Annotated in this window: 20 protein-coding genes and 1 tRNA gene; 1 reads left to right on the top strand and 20 read right to left on the bottom strand. The window is 31.8% G+C overall.

Annotation, left to right across the window (positions count from 1 at the left end):
• Positions 1-15 precede the first annotated feature (15 nt).
• The 16 genes from fabG to PG914_RS00490 all read right to left on the bottom strand — a co-directional run bounded on the left by fabG (position 16) and on the right by PG914_RS00490 (position 17,492).
• The gene (gene fabG, locus PG914_RS00415; protein WP_488821706.1) at positions 16-762 is read right to left on the bottom strand and encodes a 3-oxoacyl-[acyl-carrier-protein] reductase; all 747 of its coding nucleotides are present in this window, start codon (positions 760-762) and stop codon (positions 16-18) included.
• Positions 763-1,686: an ACP S-malonyltransferase gene (locus PG914_RS00420; protein ID WP_488821707.1), complete on the bottom strand. Its 924-nt coding sequence runs from the start codon at positions 1,684-1,686 to the stop codon at positions 763-765. It abuts the gene before it with no gap.
• A 4-nt stretch (positions 1,687-1,690) separates the two neighbouring features.
• Entirely contained in the window at positions 1,691-2,623 is a 933-nt protein-coding gene (locus PG914_RS00425) for a beta-ketoacyl-ACP synthase III (RefSeq protein ID WP_488821708.1), read from the bottom strand.
• Entirely contained in the window at positions 2,616-3,437 is an 822-nt protein-coding gene (locus PG914_RS00430; RefSeq protein WP_488821709.1) for an acetyl-CoA carboxylase carboxyltransferase subunit alpha, read from the bottom strand. Before PG914_RS00430 ends, PG914_RS00425 begins: the two co-directional genes overlap by 8 nt.
• Positions 3,434-4,312: an acetyl-CoA carboxylase, carboxyltransferase subunit beta gene (accD, locus tag PG914_RS00435; RefSeq protein ID WP_488821710.1), complete on the bottom strand. Its 879-nt coding sequence runs from the start codon at positions 4,310-4,312 to the stop codon at positions 3,434-3,436. Before accD ends, PG914_RS00430 begins: the two co-directional genes overlap by 4 nt.
• Positions 4,293-5,672: an acetyl-CoA carboxylase biotin carboxylase subunit gene (gene accC, locus PG914_RS00440; protein WP_488821711.1), complete on the bottom strand. Its 1,380-nt coding sequence runs from the start codon at positions 5,670-5,672 to the stop codon at positions 4,293-4,295. Before accC ends, accD begins: the two co-directional genes overlap by 20 nt.
• Before the next feature lie 3 nt (positions 5,673-5,675).
• On the bottom strand, positions 5,676-6,107 hold the full coding sequence (gene accB, locus PG914_RS00445) for an acetyl-CoA carboxylase biotin carboxyl carrier protein (RefSeq protein WP_488821712.1): 432 nt from the start codon (positions 6,105-6,107) through the stop codon (positions 5,676-5,678).
• Between the two features lie 301 nt (positions 6,108-6,408).
• The gene (locus tag PG914_RS00450; RefSeq protein WP_488821713.1) at positions 6,409-7,086 is read right to left on the bottom strand and encodes a hypothetical protein; all 678 of its coding nucleotides are present in this window, start codon (positions 7,084-7,086) and stop codon (positions 6,409-6,411) included.
• Positions 7,087-7,150: 64 nt separating this feature from the next.
• Positions 7,151-8,344: an MFS transporter gene (locus tag PG914_RS00455; protein WP_488821714.1), complete on the bottom strand. Its 1,194-nt coding sequence runs from the start codon at positions 8,342-8,344 to the stop codon at positions 7,151-7,153.
• A gap of 83 nt (positions 8,345-8,427) precedes the next feature.
• Positions 8,428-8,889, bottom strand: coding sequence for a hypothetical protein (locus PG914_RS00460; protein WP_488821715.1), 462 nt, complete (start codon positions 8,887-8,889; stop codon positions 8,428-8,430).
• 65 nt (positions 8,890-8,954) lie between these two features.
• Positions 8,955-15,290, bottom strand: coding sequence for a hypothetical protein (locus tag PG914_RS00465; protein WP_488821716.1), 6,336 nt, complete (start codon positions 15,288-15,290; stop codon positions 8,955-8,957).
• 144 nt (positions 15,291-15,434) lie between these two features.
• Positions 15,435-15,677: a hypothetical protein gene (locus PG914_RS00470; protein WP_488821717.1), complete on the bottom strand. Its 243-nt coding sequence runs from the start codon at positions 15,675-15,677 to the stop codon at positions 15,435-15,437.
• A gap of 19 nt (positions 15,678-15,696) precedes the next feature.
• Positions 15,697-15,846, bottom strand: coding sequence for a hypothetical protein (locus PG914_RS00475; RefSeq protein WP_488821718.1), 150 nt, complete (start codon positions 15,844-15,846; stop codon positions 15,697-15,699).
• 92 nt (positions 15,847-15,938) lie between these two features.
• Positions 15,939-16,013, bottom strand: a tRNA-Val gene (locus PG914_RS00480).
• 56 nt (positions 16,014-16,069) lie between these two features.
• Positions 16,070-16,552 carry a CotH kinase family protein gene (locus PG914_RS00485; protein ID WP_488821719.1) on the bottom strand — a complete coding sequence of 161 codons (483 nt, stop codon included), beginning with the start codon at positions 16,550-16,552 and terminating at the stop codon, positions 16,070-16,072.
• A 31-nt stretch (positions 16,553-16,583) separates the two neighbouring features.
• On the bottom strand, positions 16,584-17,492 hold the full coding sequence (locus PG914_RS00490; protein ID WP_488821720.1) for a CotH kinase family protein: 909 nt from the start codon (positions 17,490-17,492) through the stop codon (positions 16,584-16,586).
• Between the two features lie 174 nt (positions 17,493-17,666).
• Between PG914_RS00490 and PG914_RS00495 the strand changes: the two genes are divergently transcribed.
• Positions 17,667-19,541, top strand: coding sequence for a heavy metal translocating P-type ATPase (locus tag PG914_RS00495; protein WP_488821721.1), 1,875 nt, complete (start codon positions 17,667-17,669; stop codon positions 19,539-19,541).
• Between the two features lie 79 nt (positions 19,542-19,620).
• On the opposite strand, the gene PG914_RS00500 is transcribed toward PG914_RS00495, so the two are convergent.
• The 4 genes from PG914_RS00500 to PG914_RS00515 all read right to left on the bottom strand — a co-directional run bounded on the left by PG914_RS00500 (position 19,621) and on the right by PG914_RS00515 (position 23,605).
• Positions 19,621-20,805 carry a GGDEF domain-containing protein gene (locus PG914_RS00500; protein ID WP_488821722.1) on the bottom strand — a complete coding sequence of 395 codons (1,185 nt, stop codon included), beginning with the start codon at positions 20,803-20,805 and terminating at the stop codon, positions 19,621-19,623.
• Between the two features lie 109 nt (positions 20,806-20,914).
• Positions 20,915-21,064: a hypothetical protein gene (locus PG914_RS00505; RefSeq protein WP_488821723.1), complete on the bottom strand. Its 150-nt coding sequence runs from the start codon at positions 21,062-21,064 to the stop codon at positions 20,915-20,917.
• A gap of 28 nt (positions 21,065-21,092) precedes the next feature.
• Complete coding sequence (locus tag PG914_RS00510) at positions 21,093-23,102, bottom strand: beta-propeller domain-containing protein (RefSeq protein WP_488821724.1); 2,010 nt, start codon at positions 23,100-23,102, stop codon at positions 21,093-21,095.
• Entirely contained in the window at positions 23,099-23,605 is a 507-nt protein-coding gene (locus tag PG914_RS00515; protein WP_488821725.1) for a LytTR family DNA-binding domain-containing protein, read from the bottom strand. Before PG914_RS00515 ends, PG914_RS00510 begins: the two co-directional genes overlap by 4 nt.

Consider the following 23,605-nt stretch of genomic DNA (forward strand, 5'->3'; position numbering starts at 1 on the left):
TTCCTTTCATTTAGATTAGATGGTTAGTCCGCCATCAATATCAACAACTACACCTGTAATATATCTTGCATCTTCACTAGCTAAGAATCCAACTAAATTTGCGATATCTTCTGGTTGACCATAAGTTCCTAATGCTATATGTTTTAGCATTTCATTTCTAACTTCTTCTGGAAGCTTTTTAGTCATTGCAGTTTCAATAAAGCCTGGTGCTACCGCATTTACTGTCACACCTCTGCTAGCAAATTCTTTTGCTAGTGTTTTTGTAATACCAATGACACCTGCTTTTGCTGCACCATAGTTTACTTGACCAACATTACCATATTCACCAATAACAGATGCAATGTTAATAATTCTACCATAACCTGATTTTAATAAAACTCTAGCAGAATGTTTTGAAATGTTAAATACCCCTTTAAGGTTTGTATTAATAACTCTATCGAATTGAGTTTCTGACATACGTAAGATTAATGCATCATCTGTAATACCAGCGTTATTTACAACGATGTTTAAGGTGCCAAATCTTTCCACTGTCTTATCGATTAGTTGTTGAGCTGATTCAAAGTTAGATACATCGGCGTGTAATGCAATTGCTTCAACGCCATAAGTTTGTTCTAATTCTTTTGCAACCACTTCTGCTTCTTCAGGTCCAACAAAATAGTTAACTACTATGTTTGCTCCTAAAGCCGCTAATTTCGTTGCGATTGCTCTACCAATACCAGTTGAACCACCGGTTACTAAGGCTACTTTTCCTTTTAAACTCATTTATAAAATCTCCTTTATATTTTGGATATCTTCGTAAGAAGATACATTGAATACTTTTGCATCAGCACTAATTTTTTTGACTAAGTTAGCTAGCACTTGGCCGGGACCAACTTCTAAAAAGTGAGTGTATCCATCTGCAATCATATTTTCAATCGACTGTTTGAAATAAACAGGCGATGAAATTTGAACTTCAATTTCTTGTAATACATTATTTTTATCAAGTGGTTTTGCATTTGAATTTGCATAAACAACACTATGATGATCATTTAATTTAAAATGACTTGCATATTCTTTTAAAACAGAACCTGCATATGCCATGTAAGGTGAATGGAATGCTCCACTTACATTTAGTGGAATTGCACGACGTGCACCGCGTTCTTTTGCTAACTCAACTGCACGAAGTACTGCATTTGCCTCACCTGAGATGACAAGTTGTCCTGGTGCGTTGTAATTGGCTGCTACAACGACTTCATTTGGTGTTGAGACTTCTTTACAGATTACTTCTACTTGTTCATCAGTAAGCGATAGAATAGCGGCCATTTTTCCTTGAGTTCTAGTTCCCATTTCGGCCATTAATTCAGCTCTTTTTTTAATGATTTGTAATAAGTCAAAATCATTATAGAATCCTGCTGCATAAAGGGCAGTAAATTCACCTAATGAAAACCCTAGATAACCATCTGCTTTTAATCCATATTTTTCTCTTAATAGATCTAAAATGAGAATTTCTACTGCGACCATTAAAGGTTGTGTAAACTTGGTATTATGGATTTTCACTTCATCTGCAAGTAAACTTTCTAAATGAAGATTAGTGGTTAAAGAAAATTGTGTCAATCTTTCCTTGAGTTGTGGTTCTTTTTCAATAAAATCTAAACCCATACCAGGAAATTGAGCTCCTTGACCTGAAAATAAAATAGCTAATTTCATTTTTCTATACCTTTAAGATAGCTGCACCCCAAGTGAAGCCACCACCAAAACCAATCATTAATGCACGTTTCGGTTCCTTATGCTTTTGTTTATACTCATCTAATAGAATTGGGATACTAGCAGATGATGTATTACCATATTCATCAATATTAACTAAGAATCTTTCAAGTGGAAGATTCATGTCTTTTGCTACACTTTGAATGATTCTTATATTTGCTTGGTGAGGAATGATTAAATCAATATCATCGAGTGTTAGATTTGCTTTTTTAAGTACTTGTTCGATTGCTTTTGGCATAATATCGGTTGCAAATTTATAGACTTCTCGTCCATCCATTTTAACAAGTGGGTCGATCCAAAGAATACCTGTATCATCACCTCTAGAACCATTGAAGAAATGAATTTCATCTGTTGGATCTTCTGATTTTTCTAAAATTACTGAACCTGCACCATCACCAAACAAGATACATGTTCCACGATCAGTATAATCTAGAATTGAAGTCATGTGTTCAGAACCAATAACAAGTGCTGATTTATGATTTCCTGCTAAAAGTAAACTTGATGCAACTTCTAATGCATATACAAATCCAGAACATGCTGCATTGACATCAAATGTCATCACATGGCGATCATTTAGACCCAATTTTGCTTGAACTAAGTTGGCAATTGATGGGGATTTCATTGGGTTTGTAATACTTGCAACCACAATCAAATCTATTTTATTCACGTCATAATTTGTGTTTTCAATTGTTTTTAAAGCTGATTTATATGCTAAATCAATTGCATTTTCATTTTCAGCAACATGACGACGCTTAATCCCTGTACGTGTTGTAATCCATTCATCATTTGTATCAATGAATTTTGCAAAATCATCATTTGTCATGACTTTTTCTGGTACATATCGTCCAGTTCCGATAATTTTAATGTAGTTTTTATTCATCTTGTAATACGCTATCTTCGATTTCTCCCATGCGTCTAAACTTTTTATAACGTTTAGCAAGGAGTACATCGATAGATTCCTTCTTTAGTTTAGATAGATGTTTTATTAAGGCTTTCTTTAAATTGTTTAAACCAACCTCAGGTTCAACGTTTAAACCTTTACCTTCATTAATAATTTCATCTATAATGTGTAATTCTTTTAAATCATCAGCTGTTAATTTCATATGAACAGCAGCTTCTTTAGCTTTGGTACTGTCTTTGAATAATATTGATGCAAATCCTTCTGGTGAAAGAATTGAATAAATCGAATTCTCAAACATTAGAATTTCATCTCCAATACCAATAGCTAGTGCACCACCAGAACCACCTTCACCAAGAATAACAACAATAATTGGTGTTTTTAAATTCATAGATTCTTTTAAATTTAGTGCGATTGCTCCTGCTTGTCCACGTTCTTCAGCACCAAGTCCTGGATATGCACCTGGTGTATCAATTATTGTAATAATTGGACGTTTGAATTTTTCAGCTTGTTTCATTAAACGGAGTGCTTTTCTATAGCCTTCTGGGTGAGGCATACCGAAATTTCGTTTAATTTTATCTTCTGTATTTGTTCCCTTTTCTTCTGCAATAATTGTTACTGGCACATTATTAACAGATGCAATACCACCAATAATTGCGGCATCATCTGAGAATAATCTATCGCCTTTAAATTCAATGAAATCTGGGAATAATTTTTCAATGACTTTACTAGCTGTTGGACGATCAGTTGATCTTGCTAATTTTACACGTTCCCAAACTTTATCTACAGTACTCATAGTTTCACCTTGCTTCCGTGTAATTTTAAAATGTGTCCAAGCGTCTCTTTCATGTGTTTTCTTGATACAACCATATCTACTTGACCTTTAGCAAGTTGGAAAACATCAGTTTGGAAACCACTTGGTAGATCTTGTCCAATTGTTTGTTTAATAACTCTTGCACCAGCAAATCCAATTAAAGATGAGCGTTCAGCAATATTAATATCACCTAATGATGCAAAGCTAGCAGCTACCCCACCAGTTGTTGGATTAGTCATAACTGAAATATATAAAAGTCCTTTTTCATCAAGTAAATTAAGCGCACCAGATGTTTTTGCCATTTGCATTAAAGATAAGATACCTTCTTGCATTCTGGCACCACCAGATGCACTAAAAATAATTAAAGGAAGATTCTTATCAGCGGCAAATTCAATCAGTCTTGTAACTTTTTCACCTACAGCAGACCCCATTGAACCCATCATGAAATATGAATCAAGGACACCAAAGGCAACTTCGGCTCCATAGATTTTACCAGTTCCTGAAATGAATGCTTCATTCATTTTAGACATTCTTTCGCCTTTTAAAAGTTTTTCTTCATAATCTGGCATATTCAGTGGGTTTTTAGAACGAATATGTTCATTGATTTCTACAAAACTACCTTCATCTAAAGTTAAAGAAATGCGTTTTTTAGCACTTATTTTAAAGTGATATCCACAATGTGGACACACATCGTGGTTGCTTTCTAAATCTTTGTTATAAATAGCAGAGTTACATTGTTCACACTGGGTAAATACACCATCAGGAATATCTACTGGTTTAGTTTCAACCGGAGATCTTTTAATAATTTCCTGAAATTTCGCCAGTTTCTTCTTTCTTTCATCCAATAGATTCTTCATCAAATTCACCTTGTATTAAACCATTAAATTTCGCAATAAAACCAGTATCATAAGTACCTTTAATAAAATCTGGTGCATGCATAATTGCATATTGATATTCAATATTCGTTGTAATACCTTCGATCACTAATTGTTCTAATGCAAATCTCATTTTACGAATTGCATCTTTTCTAGTTGGTGCAAAAACAATTAATTTCCCTAACATTGAATCATAGAAAGGTGGCACATCATAATCAGGATAAATATGCGAATCAACACGAACATTAAATCCACCAGGGAATAATATACGATGAATATGGCCTGGTGTTGGCATAAAGTTCTTAAATGGATTTTCAGCATTAATACGGCATTCAATTGCATGACCAAGAATCTTTAAATCCTTTTGTTTAAATGAAATTTCTTTACCATATGCAATGTTAATTTGTTCTTTAACTAAATCCATACCGGTGATCATCTCAGTAACTGGATGTTCAACTTGGATTCTTGTATTCATTTCAATAAAATAGAAGTTTTTTCTCTTATCAACTAAGAATTCAATAGTACCAGCACCTTCATACCCTACACCTTTAGCAAGACGTACAGCAGCTTCCCCCATTTGTTTTCTTAATTCTTCATCTAAAATAGCGCTTGGTGCTTCTTCAATTAACTTTTGATTACGACGTTGCATAGAACAATCGCGTTCAAAAAGATGGACGACATTACCTTTTGAGTCTCCCATGATTTGAACTTCAATATGTCTTGGATTTTCAACGAACTTTTCAATATATACAGATTTATCACCAAAAGAAGATTCTGCTTCTAACGATGTTAGTTCAAATACCTTTTCAAACTCAACATCATCATGAGCAATGGCAATCCCTCGACCACCTCCACCAGCAGTAGCTTTGATCATAACAGGATAACCAATCTTATTAGCAATTTTTAAACCTTCTTCTTTTGATACAATAATTCCATCAGAACCTTCTACAACTGGAACGTTATTTTGTTTTGCAATAGTTTTTGCAGTCGCTTTATCACCTAATTGACTAACAACGTTAGATGATGGACCGATAAATTTGATACCAGTAGCTTCAACCATCTCAATAAACTTAGGGTTTTCGGATAAAAAACCATAGCCAGGATGTATCGCATCACAACCCGTTGCTATAGCTGCTGATAGTACTGCTTGCATGTTTAAATAGCTGTTCTTAGAACTGGCTGGTCCTATACAAACAGCTTCATCTGCTAATTTAGTATGCAAAGAAGTTGCATCGGCAGTTGAGTATACTGCCACAACCGGAATTCCTAACTCTTTACAAGCTCGGATAACACGAACAGCAATCTCACCACGATTGGCAACTAATATTTTATGATTTGACATAGATTATACCACAGTGAACAGCACATCATCAAAACCAACAACAGCACCATTTTTAAACATCACCTGTTCAATAGTACCGTCTAACGGTGAGGTGATTTCATTCATGATCTTCATTGCTTCAACAATGCAAACCACTTGCCCTTTCTTAACTTTATCACCAACTTTAACAAATGGTTTACCATTTGGTGTTGAGCTTTCATAGAAAGTACCAACTAAAGGTGATTTAATCGATTGAGATTGTGTTTTAGGTTGTGGTTGAGCTGCAGTATTTTCCTTTTGTTCAACAACAACTTCGCCAGTTTGTAATTGAACTTTTGGTTCTGATTCTTTGTTTTTTGAAAGTCTTAATTTTACAGTATCTGATTCTAATTCAAGCACGGTTAACGAGGATTGCTCGAAATCCTTAATTATGCTTTTTATTTCGTTATATTTCATATTATTCTCTCTATTTATAAGATTTTTAACGACCGTTTCTTTCATAAAGAAACTTTTAATATATTATACCATTTATTATCACGCGATTTCATTTAGCGCGGTATAAAGGATAGATTTTACAATCCAATTATTTTCATCAAATATTTTGATGTTCAAATATATTAACATTCTATCACTTTTTAGTATAAAGTCAATTAGTTTGATATTCAAATTATTTGCAAGCGTTTACAGCAAATCTAAAATAAAAAAATAGATATTCCTTTAGGAATAATCTATTTATGTTTGAATAATCTAATTAAAACTAACTAATAAAAGGTCTATCTTGATCTTCTTTTTCAACAACTGGTTGATTGGTATTTGGAAGTTCCTTTTCAATTTTGTTGTCTTTTTCTTTATCTTTTTGCTTACCTTCATTCAATTCTTGACTATATCTACGATATCCACCATATCCTTTAGCCCCATCATAAATAAGATATGCACCACCAAGTAATGTGATTGCTAAAAGTAACCATGCAACAAATTCAGAATTAAAATCTGGATATGCAAAAATCATTGCACCAATCATTAAGATACCAATATGTGCCCAATACTTTGGTTGTTCTGTTTTCTCGCCTAAGAAGACAACTGAATATAAGAATACTAAACCTCTTAGGACAAAGAACACAACTAAACTATATGTGTATAGATAATCCCAAACCCCATCGATTTGACCACCATTATTAGTCGCTTCAATTCCTGCATATAAAATGAGTCCACCAAGAATTAAATCGATTACAATTTCCACGATATTTAACGTTCTTAAAACTTCTTTTTTAAGCGATTTGATCAGCGGATAAATTCTAAAAATTGAAAATACAAGTATTGCAATACCTGTTGTTAAATAAACAATGCTTTGATTAAAGAAAATCGTAAATCCTACAGCAATTAAAATCGCTGCTAAAATCCATTTGAGTAACCAACCATACGAAGGTTTTTGCATAATAAAATCCCCCTTAAACTATATTTTAATTATACACTAATTTTAAAAGTCTCTAACTTTAAAACTATTTTAAATTTCGTATTTGATAAGGCTGATATCGATATACGAAAATAAACCCAGCAACAATTAAATTTAAGATGATTACTGGAATGAAAATCATGCCAAAGTCAATTGCTTGATCAATCATAAAACTCGTATATAGATTGCCAACAATAGCTGCAATTCCATAACTAAAATACATTGTTCCATACGTTTTTGCAAATTTTAATTCACCAAATAAATCTCTTGTAAGGTTTGGCATTACAGATAAATAACCACCTACTGTACCCCACGAAATACCCATTGTAATAACAAACAATAGCTCATTTCTTACATCAACAAATAAGTAGAATACTGAAACAAAGAGTGTCATAAGTATCAGAATTAAGAACGAAACTTTTAACTTATATCTATCGTAAATATAGCCAAATAAAGGTCGTGAAAGACCGTTACAAGATGAAAACAAGATAATCCATAAACTTATCTTTTCAATTGATAAATTATAGTCTTTAATACCGATATATGAGGTTAAACCTATGATGGATAAACCAAACATAATTCCAATCATAAATACAACAAAAAAGATTGTAAACATCTTTTTATCTAATGGTTCTATTTCATCTAACTTTTTTTCATACAATTTTCTAGCGTCTGTTTTATATACTAAAACACTAACAAATAGACTAAGGATTATAAGTGATCCAATACCAAAGTTTATGAATGTTTGTGCAAGTGTAGTTTGTTCTAGTGATAATTGTAAAAGTGGTGCAGTAATGACACTTGATAAGCCAAAGCCACCAATGGTTAATCCAACGGTTAATCCTTTTCTTTTACTAAATAAGTTTTGAACTATTTTAACTGGTATACCATAAAGGATACCAACACCACTTCCAAGCAGTAATCCAATCGAGAGAGAAATAAGAATTAACTCATTAGAGATTGCTGCAAGAAAGTAGCCTGAAACAACACATGTAATACCTAAAATCAACCATCGATTAAAACTTTTCTCATGAATCATTCTGCCACTAATCATGACGAAGAATGCAAAGAAAAATAAAGCTAGTAGATAAGGTATTGAGCTTTCAACTTGATTTAAACCAAGTTCGTTCTCTAAATAAACTCTTAATACACTATAAGCATAGACAATACCTAATGTGAGTTCAATAATAAGTCCAGAAATCAGCATGGATAATTTTCTTGATGTAGTTAACTGTTGCATTTTTTAAGACTCTTTTCTTTTATAAATAAAAATCGATATCTCTTACGATACCGATTTTTAGATAAAATTGCAAATACTTTGAACTACAAAGTTTTATAATATGACTTAATTGCACTCAATTGGTCATACCTTTCCATCAATTGATAAAACAAAGTCCAATCTTTCAAACTGCCTAATTTTAAGCTAAGTTCACCAAACATATATGTTTCTGCAGGTTGTAATAATTCAAACGGAAAATAATAACTTTTCTCATGTGTATAAACACCAAAACCAGCCATGATATCATAAGTAAAATCTTGAAATGAAAATCTTGAAAAACCTCTTGTTATAAACATTGGGTCTTTCTTAACTTCCAGTTTTTCACCTAGTTCTGATAATAATGCATCAACAAGAACATAATCTTTTTCTTTGATCATAATATCAATATCTTTAAAGGTATCTTTGATACCTCTTAAATATAGCATAAAAGAACCACCAATTTGATAATCAATTTTATGTTCTTCAAATGCTTTTAAGACAATATTTAAACTATCTATCGTTTTCATACTTTTATTATACCAAACTTTCTTAAACATGAAAAAAGCCTAACCGGTGAAGGTTAGGCTTTCTCTTATTCTTCATAAATAACGTCGTGTAATTCTTGTCTATTTGTTACTGGTTTCTTAGGTCCAAACGGATCGAAGATATCAACTGGGATTTGGTTATCTAACTTGCTAATTAAGAAGTCTTTAACGATAGTTAAACCTAAATTCTCTGTTAATGGGTCGTATGGTTCTACATAATCAATATAGACATTAAAGTCAGTTTCAGGAATAGATTTTGCGGTTGCGTATAAATCACCGATGTTAACTGAATTTGCACCATTGATTGTCGTAATACCTAATGCTTTGAATGCAACAACTAAGTTTAACAATTCATCAACTTGAACATCTACTAATGGGTCTTCCATACCCACATGAGATTCAGCAGTTGCTAAGCCTGCCTCAGTAACAACCTTAGAAATCATTCTATTAACAATTAATGAGTTTTCACCTAATGCATCACCAACAAGTTCAATATCAAATGAACCGGTGTCAAATGTATCAAGTTCTAATGACGTTAATCCGAACACATCTAATGCACTAGCAAGATTTTTCATTTCATTCATGGTCAAGTCATCGCCAGCATATCCATGTACTTGGAATGCAGATTGTGGAACTGAAATACCAGTACCTTTAATTGCATCAGTAACCATACGATAAACGATGATTGATTCAGCATCTGCGATCTTAACCAATAATTCAGGTGTGACTAATTCTGCTGTAATTAAATCTGCAACACCAGCTAGAGGTTGTTCTAATGGATCTACCACTAATGGGTCTGAATCAGCAACTTCAATCAATGTATCTAATAATCTTGTAATTTCGTCATATTCAATGAATTCCATTGCAACGATTTCAAATGCATCTTCTCTAATATCAGCAAGTGTCACTGCTGTAACGATACCTTCAGAGATAAACTTACGCATGATTAATGATGATTCTTGATGTAGATCATATAATTGACCAAGTTTTAATGTATCAACATTATTTCCTAGTTCTGTTGCCAGTAAAATGATGCTTTGATCATCTAAATCATCACCGTTATTGTAAGTTTCATCAATTACACCAATGCTATTACCGAATGCTATTAATTCAGCTTGTGTTAAATCTGGGTAATCCACTGGATGTTCATATGCAGCTGGTACCACTCTGTCTTCTGTCACTGCGTCAATCACTACTTCAGAAATCATTGTTCGAATGATGACAGAGTTTGCTTGGATAACATCAAGTAATTTTTGAGTTGTGATGTTATCAACATCAAATACTTCGAATAGATCAACAATTGGAGTTCCTTGTGAACCATCCATTGCATCTAATGCATCTAGTAACTTGGTAATTTCATCTTTATCTAATAATTCAAATGCACCAACACCTAATTCTAAATCCAGTGGATCATGGAATGCTGGAGTTCTAATTGGCGTATTTTGTCCTAGAATTGCATCTCTAATTACTCTTGAAATCTTACCTTCAAATAAATCTGAATTTTCAGCTCTCATTAATTGAATTGTTGGAATATTTAGGGTATCAGATAATAATGTTTGTAAATCTGAAAGTGATGTTTCTTCACCTAATACTAAGATTGCTTGGAAGAATTCATCCATTGCAACTCTTGTAATTTCCTCAACTGCTGTGTGAGGAGCTGGTGTATCATTTATTTCAATTGTATCTGGATGGATATCGTTGCGATCTAGAATTGGAATCATTTCTTTAGATACTAAGGTATTAAGAATAATTGATTGTTCACCTAAAGCTGCTGCAACTTGACCAATTGTCATCGCATTTGTATCTGATAATGAGTCAGTTAAATCTATAAGTTTAGTTTCTGGATTTGAATCACCTAATACAAATAATGCGTTAAATAGTGAATCAAGTTCACCTTGTTTTAATAAACCAAATCGTGATGCACCAAGCGCTAAGTCGTCATCATCATATGCGTGTGATCTAATATTTTCTTCACCAACGTTATCAATTAACATTTGTGAAATCATACCTTGAACAATGAGCGAACCTTCAGCATTCATTAATTGTGCTTCACCAATTGTAATATCTGTTGATAAGCTACCTAATTCATTGACAGATTTATTTGGACCTAAATGGTATAAAGCATCAAATAAATCATCTAAATCTGTTTGATTTAAGTCATTATTTAAAGTCTTATTAACAAATGCATCTGGGTGGATCTTTTCTTCACCAAGACTACTTACAAGTTCATCAGATAAACGTGCTCGTAAAATATGAGAAGCTTTAGAAACAATCTCACCAACATTGCTAATTGTTAATTCATCTAAACCTTCTGCAACTTGTGTAACTGGTAATTCTTCAGTTTCATCAAGAACTGCTAATGCATCAAAGATTGCAGTAAACTCTGCATTGCTTAAGATTAATGGGTCATCAATATCTCTAGCAAGTGGTCTGTCGTATTCTTCACCAATACTATCAATTATCATGTCAGTCATCATAAATTTAATGATGATTGATTTTTCTGAATTGATCGCACGTAAATCACTAATATTTAAGGTATCAACCAATGTTGACATATCACCAATCGTTTTATCTGCACCTAGTCCTTCTGTGAGTGCATTGAATAAATCTTCTAAGTGGTTTTGATAAATAATATCATCATCAATTGCATCTGGATGGATTGCGAAGTCATCCATTTCAAAAATCTTGTTTGAAACTAGTGAACGTACGATTGAAGATTCTTCACTAATCATTGCTTGAACATCTTGTATTTCTATTGTATCTAAATCTAATTCATCCATTAATCCCATAACTGGATCGTCTGGTGAATCAGCTAAATGTCCCATTGCTGCAATCATTCTTTGCAATTCGATATAAGAAATTAAATCATATATAACTGTACCATCATCAACATGGAATGCATCATCTCTAAGTGATAATTCAGCGATCAAATCAACTGATAAAATGTTTTCTGAAATCACACCGCGGATAAGGATTGAATCCCCAGCAGTAATCATTTCTTCAACATCAGCAAATGAAATATTATCTATATCGATTGCATCAATCAATCCATTTAATGAAGTTGTACCATCTTCATCTAAAGTTTCTAAAACTTTGAAGATTTCGCCAATTTCCATATTTGATAAAATCTCAGGATAATCAGGATTAAGTGCTAATTCATGTGGTGTACCAATACCATCAATGATACTTTTAGAAATAAATTGTCTAATGATATATGAGTCTTCATAATCAATTGTTACTAAATTAGATACTAAGACATTATCTAAGATTGAAGACATGTCTGAATCTTCTCCAATAACATCCCCAATATTAATTTCTAAAGTTAATAATAAATTACCTAATGCCTTCAATTCATCTTGAAGTAAATCTGTTCTATCTTCATTTGTATAGGCTTTATCTGGAATATCCATAATATTTGCATTATTTAGTTGAGTTGTAATTAATCTTGTTAAGATGATTGACTCAAGTTCAATAACTTGTACTAAATCCCCTGTTTCAACAGATGAAATATCAAAACTTTCACCTTCAGCAGGTAGACCAATATCTAAGATTGAAATAGCTTCAAGTAAAACTGAAAGTTCATTTCTTAAAATCCAGTTTTCATATCCTACTTCATCTGATAATGCGTGGTCTGGTACTTCTAAAGCTTCGATATCTAAAATTGTGTTGCTAATTGTGTAGTATAAAATATCTGATGCAAGTAATGAATTACGATTAGTTTCGTTCTTAACATAACTCAAAATAACCGGGAATAAATCGCCCATTAAATCATCTGATTCTAAGACTTCATTAAATGTTAAACCTTGAGCATCAATTTCTTCAGCAATTCCAGAAAATGCAGTTAAAATTGCTTCCATTTCTGAACGTTTGATATAACCATGATAGTCTGACACTGCACTTTCATAAGCAACTTCAGGTATCACTAATTGGTCACTAACATCAGCAAGTAAATCTGATACTGTACCATAAATAATATCGCTTGAAAGTAATAAAGTACGATTTTCTTCTTCTTTAACAAAACTTAAAATAACAGGTAATAAATCACCAACCATATTTTCTGATTCAAAAATGGTAGCAGGATCAATATCTAGCTCACTCATCTCTTTAACTAATGCACTGATTATGTCAATGAATTTTTCTAACTCTTCACGTTTAACCCAATCTAAATATTCATCTTCTTCATCTTGTACTCGAGCAGGGTCTGGTACTGATATTTGTTCTACTGTACCTAAATTATAGTCAATCATTGAATACATGATATTTGAATCAAGAATGACATCCAAGTTTTGTGGGTCTTCAATAAAATCAACTAGAATTGGTAATAATGATACAAGTAGATTATCATTTTCTTCATTACCTAATACATCTGACATTCTAAAACCATAATCATAAAGATCAGTTAGAATATCGACTAGAGTCATTACTTCATCATTAAAATTAAAACTTGATAAAGCAGTTGCACGAGCTATTGGAACTCTTAATTCTTCACCCGTAACAAATCTTTCAACTAAAGCGTTTGAAAGTTTGGCTGTTGTTGCAGAAATTAATTGTCCTTCAAGGAAGTATTCAATTGTTGATTTAAACTGATTTCTACCTTGAGGTGTTTCTAATATCACATCAACGATTGTTTGAATTGGAGCATTATTTTGTAAATCTGCTGCGATATTTAGTTCAGCTATTTTTTGATAAACTCCGGCTAACCATTGTAATTCTCGTTTTAAATCTTCGTTTGATACAAAATTCTGTTCAATAACTTCGTATAATATTTCTAATTCTTCATCTGTAAAGGCATTTTCACCTGATGCAAGCATATTCACACCAAAGTCAACCATTGGATTAAATCCAACTTCTAACAATGCTAAATCAGCAACTTTACTTAAAGCACCTTGGAACCATGAATGATACTCTGGGTCTTTATTCAAGATGACAGTCATTTCATTGATTCTTTCTAAGAAATCAGAAAGTGTAATGTCTGTTACTCCATCATTATTCGTGTCGATGCCAGGGAATTGGAATAAAACTGAATCAAGTAAATCTACAACATCTGTTAAAACAGTTGAAATAAATTCACCATCATAAGCACGAATCTTATCTAAAACGCCTGTTAATAAATTGATTTTTTCTTGATCACTTTCTAACCAAGAAATTTGATCTAAAACTGCTTGTTGATAAATACCAACTTCTAACGCAACATCCCCTAATTTAACTAAATCAAGAGTTGTAATACGGGTCAATGCTGATGTAATTAAGTTTTGTTGATTTTCATCGAATGTGCCAATCACCCCAGGATTATCGGAAATTGTCATCCATGCATTCATATTTTGAACTTCAAGGAGTTCTTTAACTGCTGTATAGACCTCTTGTAAGTCATTGGTTAAATCTAAATTTATACCATTCACTTTAAGAATAATCTCATCAACTTCAGCTTCAGTTAAGAATGGTGTTTCACCACCATTTGCAAACATAATACCTGCTTTAATACCAGGTTTTAATGCTGCATTTAATAATTTTGATTCAGCAAATGCTTGGAAAAATGTATCAAATCTTTGAACATCAGCCAATGTAATATTATTTTGGTCAAATTCTTCTCCTAAAAAATATGGTAATGCTGCTTTAGCTCCTTCACCAATCCATGAAAGTTCACTACGCCAAGTAATGATTGTATCTTCATCAACTTTAGAACTAAAAGCTAAGTCAAAGACATAATCAGCTAACCCTTTTTCTTCTACTTGTACTGCATCGTTAATATATCTAACTGCATTATACTGATTTGCCTCACTTATATATGCAGCTAAATCTTGGTAGTCGGGGTCGTCAATTACAACCCCTTGACCAATGATAGTATTCATTAAGATAAGCATTGGGAAAATAGAGATAAAACCAGAAAAGGCACCACGAGCTGCCCCCATTAATCCACCTAAGATGCGGTTTTTTGTTTTATCTTTAACAATTGGTCTAATGATTATGAACCAAGGGATTCCAAAGAAAATGAATTGGAAAATGTATTTTAAAATCCAGTAGAATAACATGAAGACCACAATCTTAACCACTAGGTCAACGATTGCTGCAACTAATGGGAGAGCACCAGAGGCTACGACCATATCGATGTATTCTTGGAATTGGGAAACATTAACACCAAATCCTTGAATCATACCTAACAAATCACCAAGTGATTCTTCAGTAATTAAATCAGCAATTTGTAAAAAGCTTAATCCATAAAAAAGTGCACCTACTAATGCAACTTGTCCTATAAAATGCCACGTTGTTTTAAAAAATCCTCGTTTTAAACCCATAAAAAAGTGTAATAAAACGAATAATCCAACAGTTCCCGCTTGAAAAATAATAAAAATCGTTGGTATTAAAGAATAATCGAATCCACTCATAAATTGATTCCCCCAATTATCTACTTTATATTATACTTTATTACTTTTAATTTTATGTTTTTAAAACCTCAATTTTAAATAAATTTAAAAGAAAAAATGCATAAAATATTGTGTTTTCTTCATATATACGGTTTAAACCTAGTTCTACATCATGTTATCAATCCAACCTTCAAATACATAGTTTTCTTTTACCGGATCTTCTGAAAGAATCAAATCTTGATCCACTTCTTTTGTATGATGATTGTACATTTCATTGTCAACGTAATAACTAATAATTACAGTCATTTTTCTTATCTTCATCATAATCACAGGTTCAAAATTATCAAGTGCACAGGCACTTAATAACATCACCACAATCAAATTAATAATTATAAATATTTTTTTCAATGTAGTACCTCTCTAAAAATTAAAAAACCACACTAAAATGTGGTCGATAATTTAGCTTATTAACTTCAATATCTTTTCTTGATAATGATTGTTGAGTTATACCCAACTTTAATGCTTTTTCTTGTTGTATATAGTCTATGTTTAGTCTGATTTCTTTCAGGCTAATCATTCAGTCACTCACTTTCCTTGACTAAGGTCACATAATAGTGAAAACTATATATCAAGCCAATTTAAAGGTGCCAAAATAAGTGATATAACTAATGGTGCACAGTATAGGGATTGAACCTATGACCCCCTGCACGTCAAGCAGGTGCTCTCCCGCTGAGCTAACTGTGCTTACCATTTAAGCATAAGTATTGTAACATGGTTAAATAAAAATAGTCAATCGTATTTTAATTTAATTGACTATTAATATCATTTCTTTTAGCGTTAATATACCACTCTGCATTTCCTCTTTGAAAACCTAAATTCATGATTGCTTCATTAAATGTATTTTGATATAAGTCTCTTGTCTTAATATAACGTTGATAAAAATAATTGAAAGTGAAATAATCATCATCCAAAATTTCTTTTAAAATGGCTTCATATAGGTCTCTATATTCTTGATGTTCAAATATTTTATCAACCAAAACTGGACGATATGAATAATCCCCTGAGTTAATCGCCATTTGATTAAACCAATCATAAATATCTAATCCAATTGTATAATTCCCCGTAGGATTCCAACCATTACCTAGTGCATGGTCAAAATCATATGGAATGAAGTTCCAGACACTGGTCTTTGAATCTTGATATAAGTAATAATTATTTCCCATTGATCGGAAATCATCTGGATTACCTAAAAAAACATTAACAGCTAAGTATCTTAAAAACATTTTGACACTAAGATTTTTTTCAATATAGTCCTTAAAATCTACACCGTTTTTTTTGATTAATGTTTTGAATAAATGCTTTTAAGGCTTCATGTTTATTCATTTCATTTTCATTAGTTTTAAGGTCATATGAAGGGTGGTATGTAAGTGTTTCTTCACCAATCTCGTTGTTATTTTTAATCGGTTGTAAAGATGCAGGACCATAACCTTGCCATAAAACTTTATATAGTGGTCCATTACTTGCATCCTTTTCAAATCTTCTTTCAATAAATTCATCATCAATTGGTTCAAAAATTGTATAAACACCATATGTATACTTTTGATTTCCAATCTCGATTTTGACTAAAGCATGAGATGTCTCTTGGGCATATACATCGTAATGTTGGAACATTTCCATGCTGTATGCTTCTGTCATATAATGAGGTACATTATTACGATTATACTTAAGGTCAATCTCCTTTAAATTAAAGATCTTTCGACCCTTATTTTCTGTATGATTACCACTAAATTGATAATTGAATTTAAATTTAAAATGATTGATTCTTGGACTTCCATCATTATTAGAAATCCAATCTAGTGAGGTATTTCCTCTATTTCTAAATCCAACATTTGAAATCGTATATGAACCATCTAAATCTTCATAAATCAGTTCAATCTTAAAATATTCATCCACTCTCATCGTACCAAATTGATTTTGATTAGATTGTTGTTTAGTCTTAAATCTATTCCATTCTGCTTCACTAATCTTTATTGTTAATGTTTTAAATAAATCATCATTAAATAACCTTTCGAATGTAAGGTCATCTTGTGGCTCTTCACCTGGAATATTTGGCTCTTCTGTCTCAGGATCTTTAGTTGGATTATTATTCTTTGGTGTAAAATCACAACTTACTGTTGCTAGTATCATACTCAAAGAAATAAGAATTAAATAAAATCTTTTCATTATTATCCTCATCTTTATCTTATCACACTAACTAGCTTATGAATTGTGGTACTCTTCAATAAATTTATACCTTATTCATTATCTTTATAAATAAGGCTTATTTTTTTATAAATAACTTGTTTATGTATGTCATAAATGTTAATCTAATGGTGTACAAGAAAAGAGGTAAATATTATGCACACACATACGCATGCCAAACACGAAAACGAACTTCTTGTTGAAACTATTGTCGTATCAATTTCAATTGTTTTAACGGTTATTGCTTTTATCTTAAAAAACACAATTTTGAATGAAACACATCCACTTGTATTTATTATTTTTGCAGTTGCATTTTTATTAGGTGGTTTCTTTAAAGCTAAAGAAGGTATTGAAGAAACAATTGAAAACAAAGCCTTGAATGTTGAAATATTAATGATTCTTGCAGCTATTTCTGCTTTTGCTATTGGTGACCCAGGTGAAGGTGCATTATTAATTATGATTTTTGCAGTGTCAGGTATTTTAGAAGGTTATGCAACTAATAAATCGAAAAAAGAATTAACTAATTTACTTAATATCTCTCCAGAACATGCAACTTTATATAAAGACGGAGAAGAAACTGTTGTCGATGTATCCACCTTAAAAATCGGTGATCAAGTTATTGTTAAAGTTGGTGACTCAATTCCAGTTGATGGAAAAATTATTAGAGGTAAATCTTCTATTAATGAAGCAGCAATTACTGGTGAATCAATGCCAGTTGAAAAATCAGTGAATGATCAAGTATATGCTGGGACATTTAATTTATCATCACCAGTTTTAATTGAAATAACAACTTCTCCTGATGACTTTGTCGTAGCAAAAATCATCAATTTAGTTAAAGATGCTCAAGAAAACCAAGGAAAAAAACAAACCTTTCTATCTAAATTTGAAAAATGGTATGTCTATGTAGTTATACTTATGGCAATTCTTTTCTTCCTTACACCTTTGCTTAATATCCTTCCTTTAGATGAGGCACTTCATAAAGGGACAGTTGTTTTAGTTGTTGGTTCACCATGTGCGTTAGTCGCATCAGTGGCACCAGCAATGCTATCTTCTTTATCGAATGCAGCTAGAAAACGTATCTTAATAAAAGGTGCTTATCACTTAGAAACAATTTCAGGTATCAAAGCAGTGATTTTTGATAAAACTGGGACCATCACTGAAGGTATGCCATCAGTTGTTGAATTTGAAATCGATCGTGCATATAATCAGAAAGATGTCTTAGACATTGTTTATTCAATGGAAAAATTATCTTCTCACCCATTAGCATCAGCAATCACTTCATATTTAGAAGATAAAGCAACCTATACCCCAAGCAAGGTTACTGAAGAAGCTGGACACGGCATGATTTTACAACTAGGTAAGGACACATATAAAGTTGGTAAATTCAACTACAATCACTCACATCTTCTATCACCTAAACTGATTACTGCACAAGAAAAAGGTTATTCAATTGTACATATTATCTTAAATGATCAAATTATCGGATTTATCGCCTTAAATGATAATTTAAGACCTGGCATACAAGAAATGATTGCCAATTTAAAGAAACAAGGTATTAAGTCAGTGATTGTTACAGGTGATAATGAAAAAACAGCTCAATCAATCGCTAAACAAGCAGGTGTTGATGAAGTGATTGCCAATGCACTTCCACATGAAAAGAAATCTCATGTTGATGCAATTCGCGCAAAATACGGACCCGTACTCATGGTTGGAGATGGATTAAATGATGCTCCAGCACTTGCTGCTGCTGATATTGGTGCAGCAATGGGAACAGGTACTGACCTTTCAATTGAAACAGCTGATGTAATCTTCATGAATAATAATCTAGAAAATATTCCAAAACTTCTACATCTTGCTAAAGCCAACCAAAGAATTATTTATCAAAATATGATTTTCTCAATTTCAGTTATTCTCTTATTACTTGTCTTTAACGTGTTTATCGACATCGAATTACCAATAGGTGTCGTTGCGCATGAAGGTTCAACAATTCTAGTTATTTTAAATAGTTTAAGAATGTTAATTAAAAAGTAAATTTACAAAAAGTTTATCTTGATAGAAAAAACCTCCTCTTTAAAAGTGGAGGTTTTATATACCTTAATGTATAAATATTTTACTTGTCTTTCTTAATCTCACAGTAAAACTTAATACCGTGTTTACCAGATTGTTTAACTACGTATAATGCTTCATCTGCTTTTTTAATGATTTCACTTAATTCAAGTGCATCATCTGGGAATCTTGCAATACCAACTGATGATGAAATTTCAAATTTAATATCGTTTATGGAAATTGGTTCAGAAATTAAAGCCTCTTTTTCACAAATAAAATGTTTTAATTCTTCGACATTTGTAATCTTACTATAGATTGTAATAAATTCATCACCACCGTATCTGGCAATAAATTCTTTTGTAGAATTATTTTCAACTAACCTTTGAGCATAACTTTGAATAACTCTATCCCCAATATCATGTCCATGTATATCGTTAATTGATTTGAATTCATCCATATCGCAAATAACAACTGCAAATGGTATATTAGCTTCAATTAATTTTTCCATGTGTTGATTTAACATTCTTCTATTTGGAAGTCCTGTCAAATAATCTGTCAATGAAAGGTGTTGAAGTTTAAGTCTTTCTTGATTCAAATCACTAACACCACGAATATTTATCGCGATGGTCATAAAGAATGCTAGCATAGCAACAAAGCCACTGATAATTATCATAATTAAATCATCAACCACAAGTTGATCAGCTAAAATAGGAGATGAATTTAGATCAAATAAAATCAAGATAATTCGAACAACTTGAGATAAGATGATGCCATAAGTTACAATTATAAATGGCAGCAAATAGCCACTTCTATCTTTAAAATAATTTAGATTTAAGGTCATAATTAATCTAGTCATGATAAAAATGATTAATGAAGACATAGTCAATTGTCTAATCATTCTAATATCAACGACATAATGGAAAATAATTAACATGAGGAATGTAAAAGCAATCGCAATATATACATCAATATACTTTGTATCATGATTTACAAATCTATTCATACCAACATAAAACAAAATTAACCCGCAAGTTAAAAATATATTAGCAATTAAATAGTTAAAATAATCTGTATTAGCATGTCCTAAAAGAAATAAATTAAAAGCAACAGCTTCAATAATTAAGCCATAAATCCAAAAATCAATCCCCTTATATACCTGCCTAACATAAATATGTGTAAAAATAAGGCCAAAGACTATGGTCATTGCAACCACAGTCACGACCAAAATCAATATCGTGTGGTCTATCATGGATATCGAACCTCCCAATTCTTTATCCATACTGTTTAGGTATGCTTTAATTATACCATTAAAAAATAAAAGCCAGCATGATGAAATCTCACGCTGGCTTTAAGTCTATTTAGTAAATTTCCTCGTAGTCACCAACACCTGGTCCGTTCGGATTTTGGTCGTTTGGATCTTCATTATTCCCACTAGGATTTTTTGGAGTGCAACCAATCATTGTAAAGATAAGTACTATTAATGCTACAAAACTCAGTAATTTTTTCATCATATCATCCCTTTATGCATATTATACACTATCTTAATTCTACTTCTTGATAAATACTTTGAGTGCTTGAATTATATGATACAACCATAGCTGAGGAGAATGTATAGAAGATTCCATCAATATAAATTCCTTTATCAATTTCATTCTCATAACCTGTTTCTCTATGTGAGATAATGAGTGGTTCACTGATTACATCCTCAGTATCAAAATCAATATTGAAGATAAAGAATGAACTTTGATAATAGTATCCATAATCATCATAAACAATCTTATTTACAGCAAATCCAATAAATCCTAATTCTTCTGAAACTAAGATTGCTTTATGATCACTTAAAGCTCTTGCATAAGTATATGAAACGCCTTCTTGTGATTCTTGATTGAAGTAATATGTCTTAATTGGTGTATTTCGATTTTCTGCATCATAAACAGAAACCTTAACTCCAAAGTTTGCATCATAGCCAATACCGACTAAGTGATGTTCACCAAAGCGGTGTAAATACGTTGAATATCCTGGTTCTTCGATTTCATTAATGATTTCAGGTTTAGCTGGGTCTGTTAGGTCGATTGTATATAGAGGGTCTGTGTTTCTAAAGGTTACAATATAAGCAAAGTTTTCAAAGAATTTAACTGATGTAATTCTTTCGCCTGGTTTACCTATACCTTCATCAAGTAAACCTACAACTTCAAATTCATCGGTTGTTAGGCTTTCTTTTAAAACATATAATCGATTAACATCTGTAACATTCCACTCTCTTGATGTAGCAACTCTAATCATGCCATTATACTCATCTAAGAAGAATTGATTTGAAACACTACCTTCTAGAATCATACTTGCTGCATAACTTACTCTACCAGTTTCTGTATTTACTTTAAACTTAACTAAATGTGTGCCAGATTTTTCAAATCCTAAGAATGGATAAATTGAATAATTACCAACAAAATATATTGAGTTTTTATTCATATATAAATATCCAGTTACACCAAGTATTGCCTGTGCATCAAAAGTTAATGTCTCTAGATTAATTGTAATAATGGTTGTCATGTTAAAGCCTGGAACATCATTAAAGAAGAAAATATTTTCATATGGTAATTTTGTTAATATACGTTCTTCACCATATGTTGATACATTAAATGTAGGCACTAAAGCACGTTCGGTTGTATATGTTGTTTCAACAATATAAACAATATTATCAACGACTCTAGATTCAGTGATTCTACCATTTAATTCAAAATCATATTCAACTTCAAATGTTTCTCTATTTATAACAACAACTACACCATATGAACTTGAATAATACCAAGGTTCAATCATAACTGTGCCATAACGTGCATCATAGAAATATGATAATTGATCAATTCGATAACCAATAACAACGATTTTTTTTTCAGTTAAATATAATGATTCTATTTTTAAATCAAAAAATTCAATTGGATCAAGTTCTGTTAAAATACCAGTTTCATTTACATCAAAAACATAAATTTTATTTTGTTTATATGTTGGTGTATACAAAATCAACTCACCATCAGTTTTGACAATGTCTGATTCTTCAACACCTTCAACTTGGTTATTTGTACCAACAATTGATTTTGGTGCAGCTTCTTCAGTATCAGGAATTAATCCTGGTGGTAATGAAATACCTGGTTCTTCAAAAACATCATTCGTTCCAAAATCAAAACTAAAACTTGGGAATTGAATACCTTTTCCATAATCTAGTTTTTTTAATAAATCTTGTTCGCTAGATGCTTTTTTAGCAGTTAACAATGTTTTATAATTACCAGTTTCAACGTCAAAGACTGAACCTGGTAATGAAAAGACATCTGTAACGACTAAAACGACTGCAATCATCACAGTCGATACTGCTACCATACCACGTTTTAATGTAACCATTCTTAAAGGTGAACGAAATGTTGGATTTTCATTTGTTTTGTGAAATGTCTTAAGTCTGTTATTCCAAATTATATCAACAGTTAAGCGGTAAAGAATAAATGCCAAAACGAGTCCTAATAGGACTAAAAGCGTAATACCTAAAGCGTTCATTTTCTTCCTCCGATACCTAATTGTTCTTTGAAAGATTTGACATAACTTCTCATAACCTCTAGTTTTATGTTGTTTGAGAGTTCAATTTCAAGCTTAGCGTTAAGTTTAGTTCTAATAAATGTAACTTTGCTTAAGTTCACCAAATATGATTTCCCGATTCTAACCACATGATGTGGGGAGAGGAGAGTTTCTAATTGATAGAGGGGCTGTTTAACAAGCACATCGCCAAGGGATTGAGTATGGAGGATAATTTCTGTACCGAAGGATTCGATATAAAGGATATCTCTTAGGAATATTTTTACCCATCCGGTTGGCGTTTCAAATAGAAACTCTTTTCGGTTAGTGGTGATACGCTTAATCATGCGCTCCAAAACTTCATAATTCTTATCATCTAAATAAATAGCAACCTGATTTGATTCATCTATTTCTTGGATGGAATTTTGATTTTTGATATCATCTTTAATTATGGTCAAATCATCTTTATTGAGAATGACTTTGATCAT

The organism is Acholeplasma sp. ORD1043 (assembly GCF_057808485.1).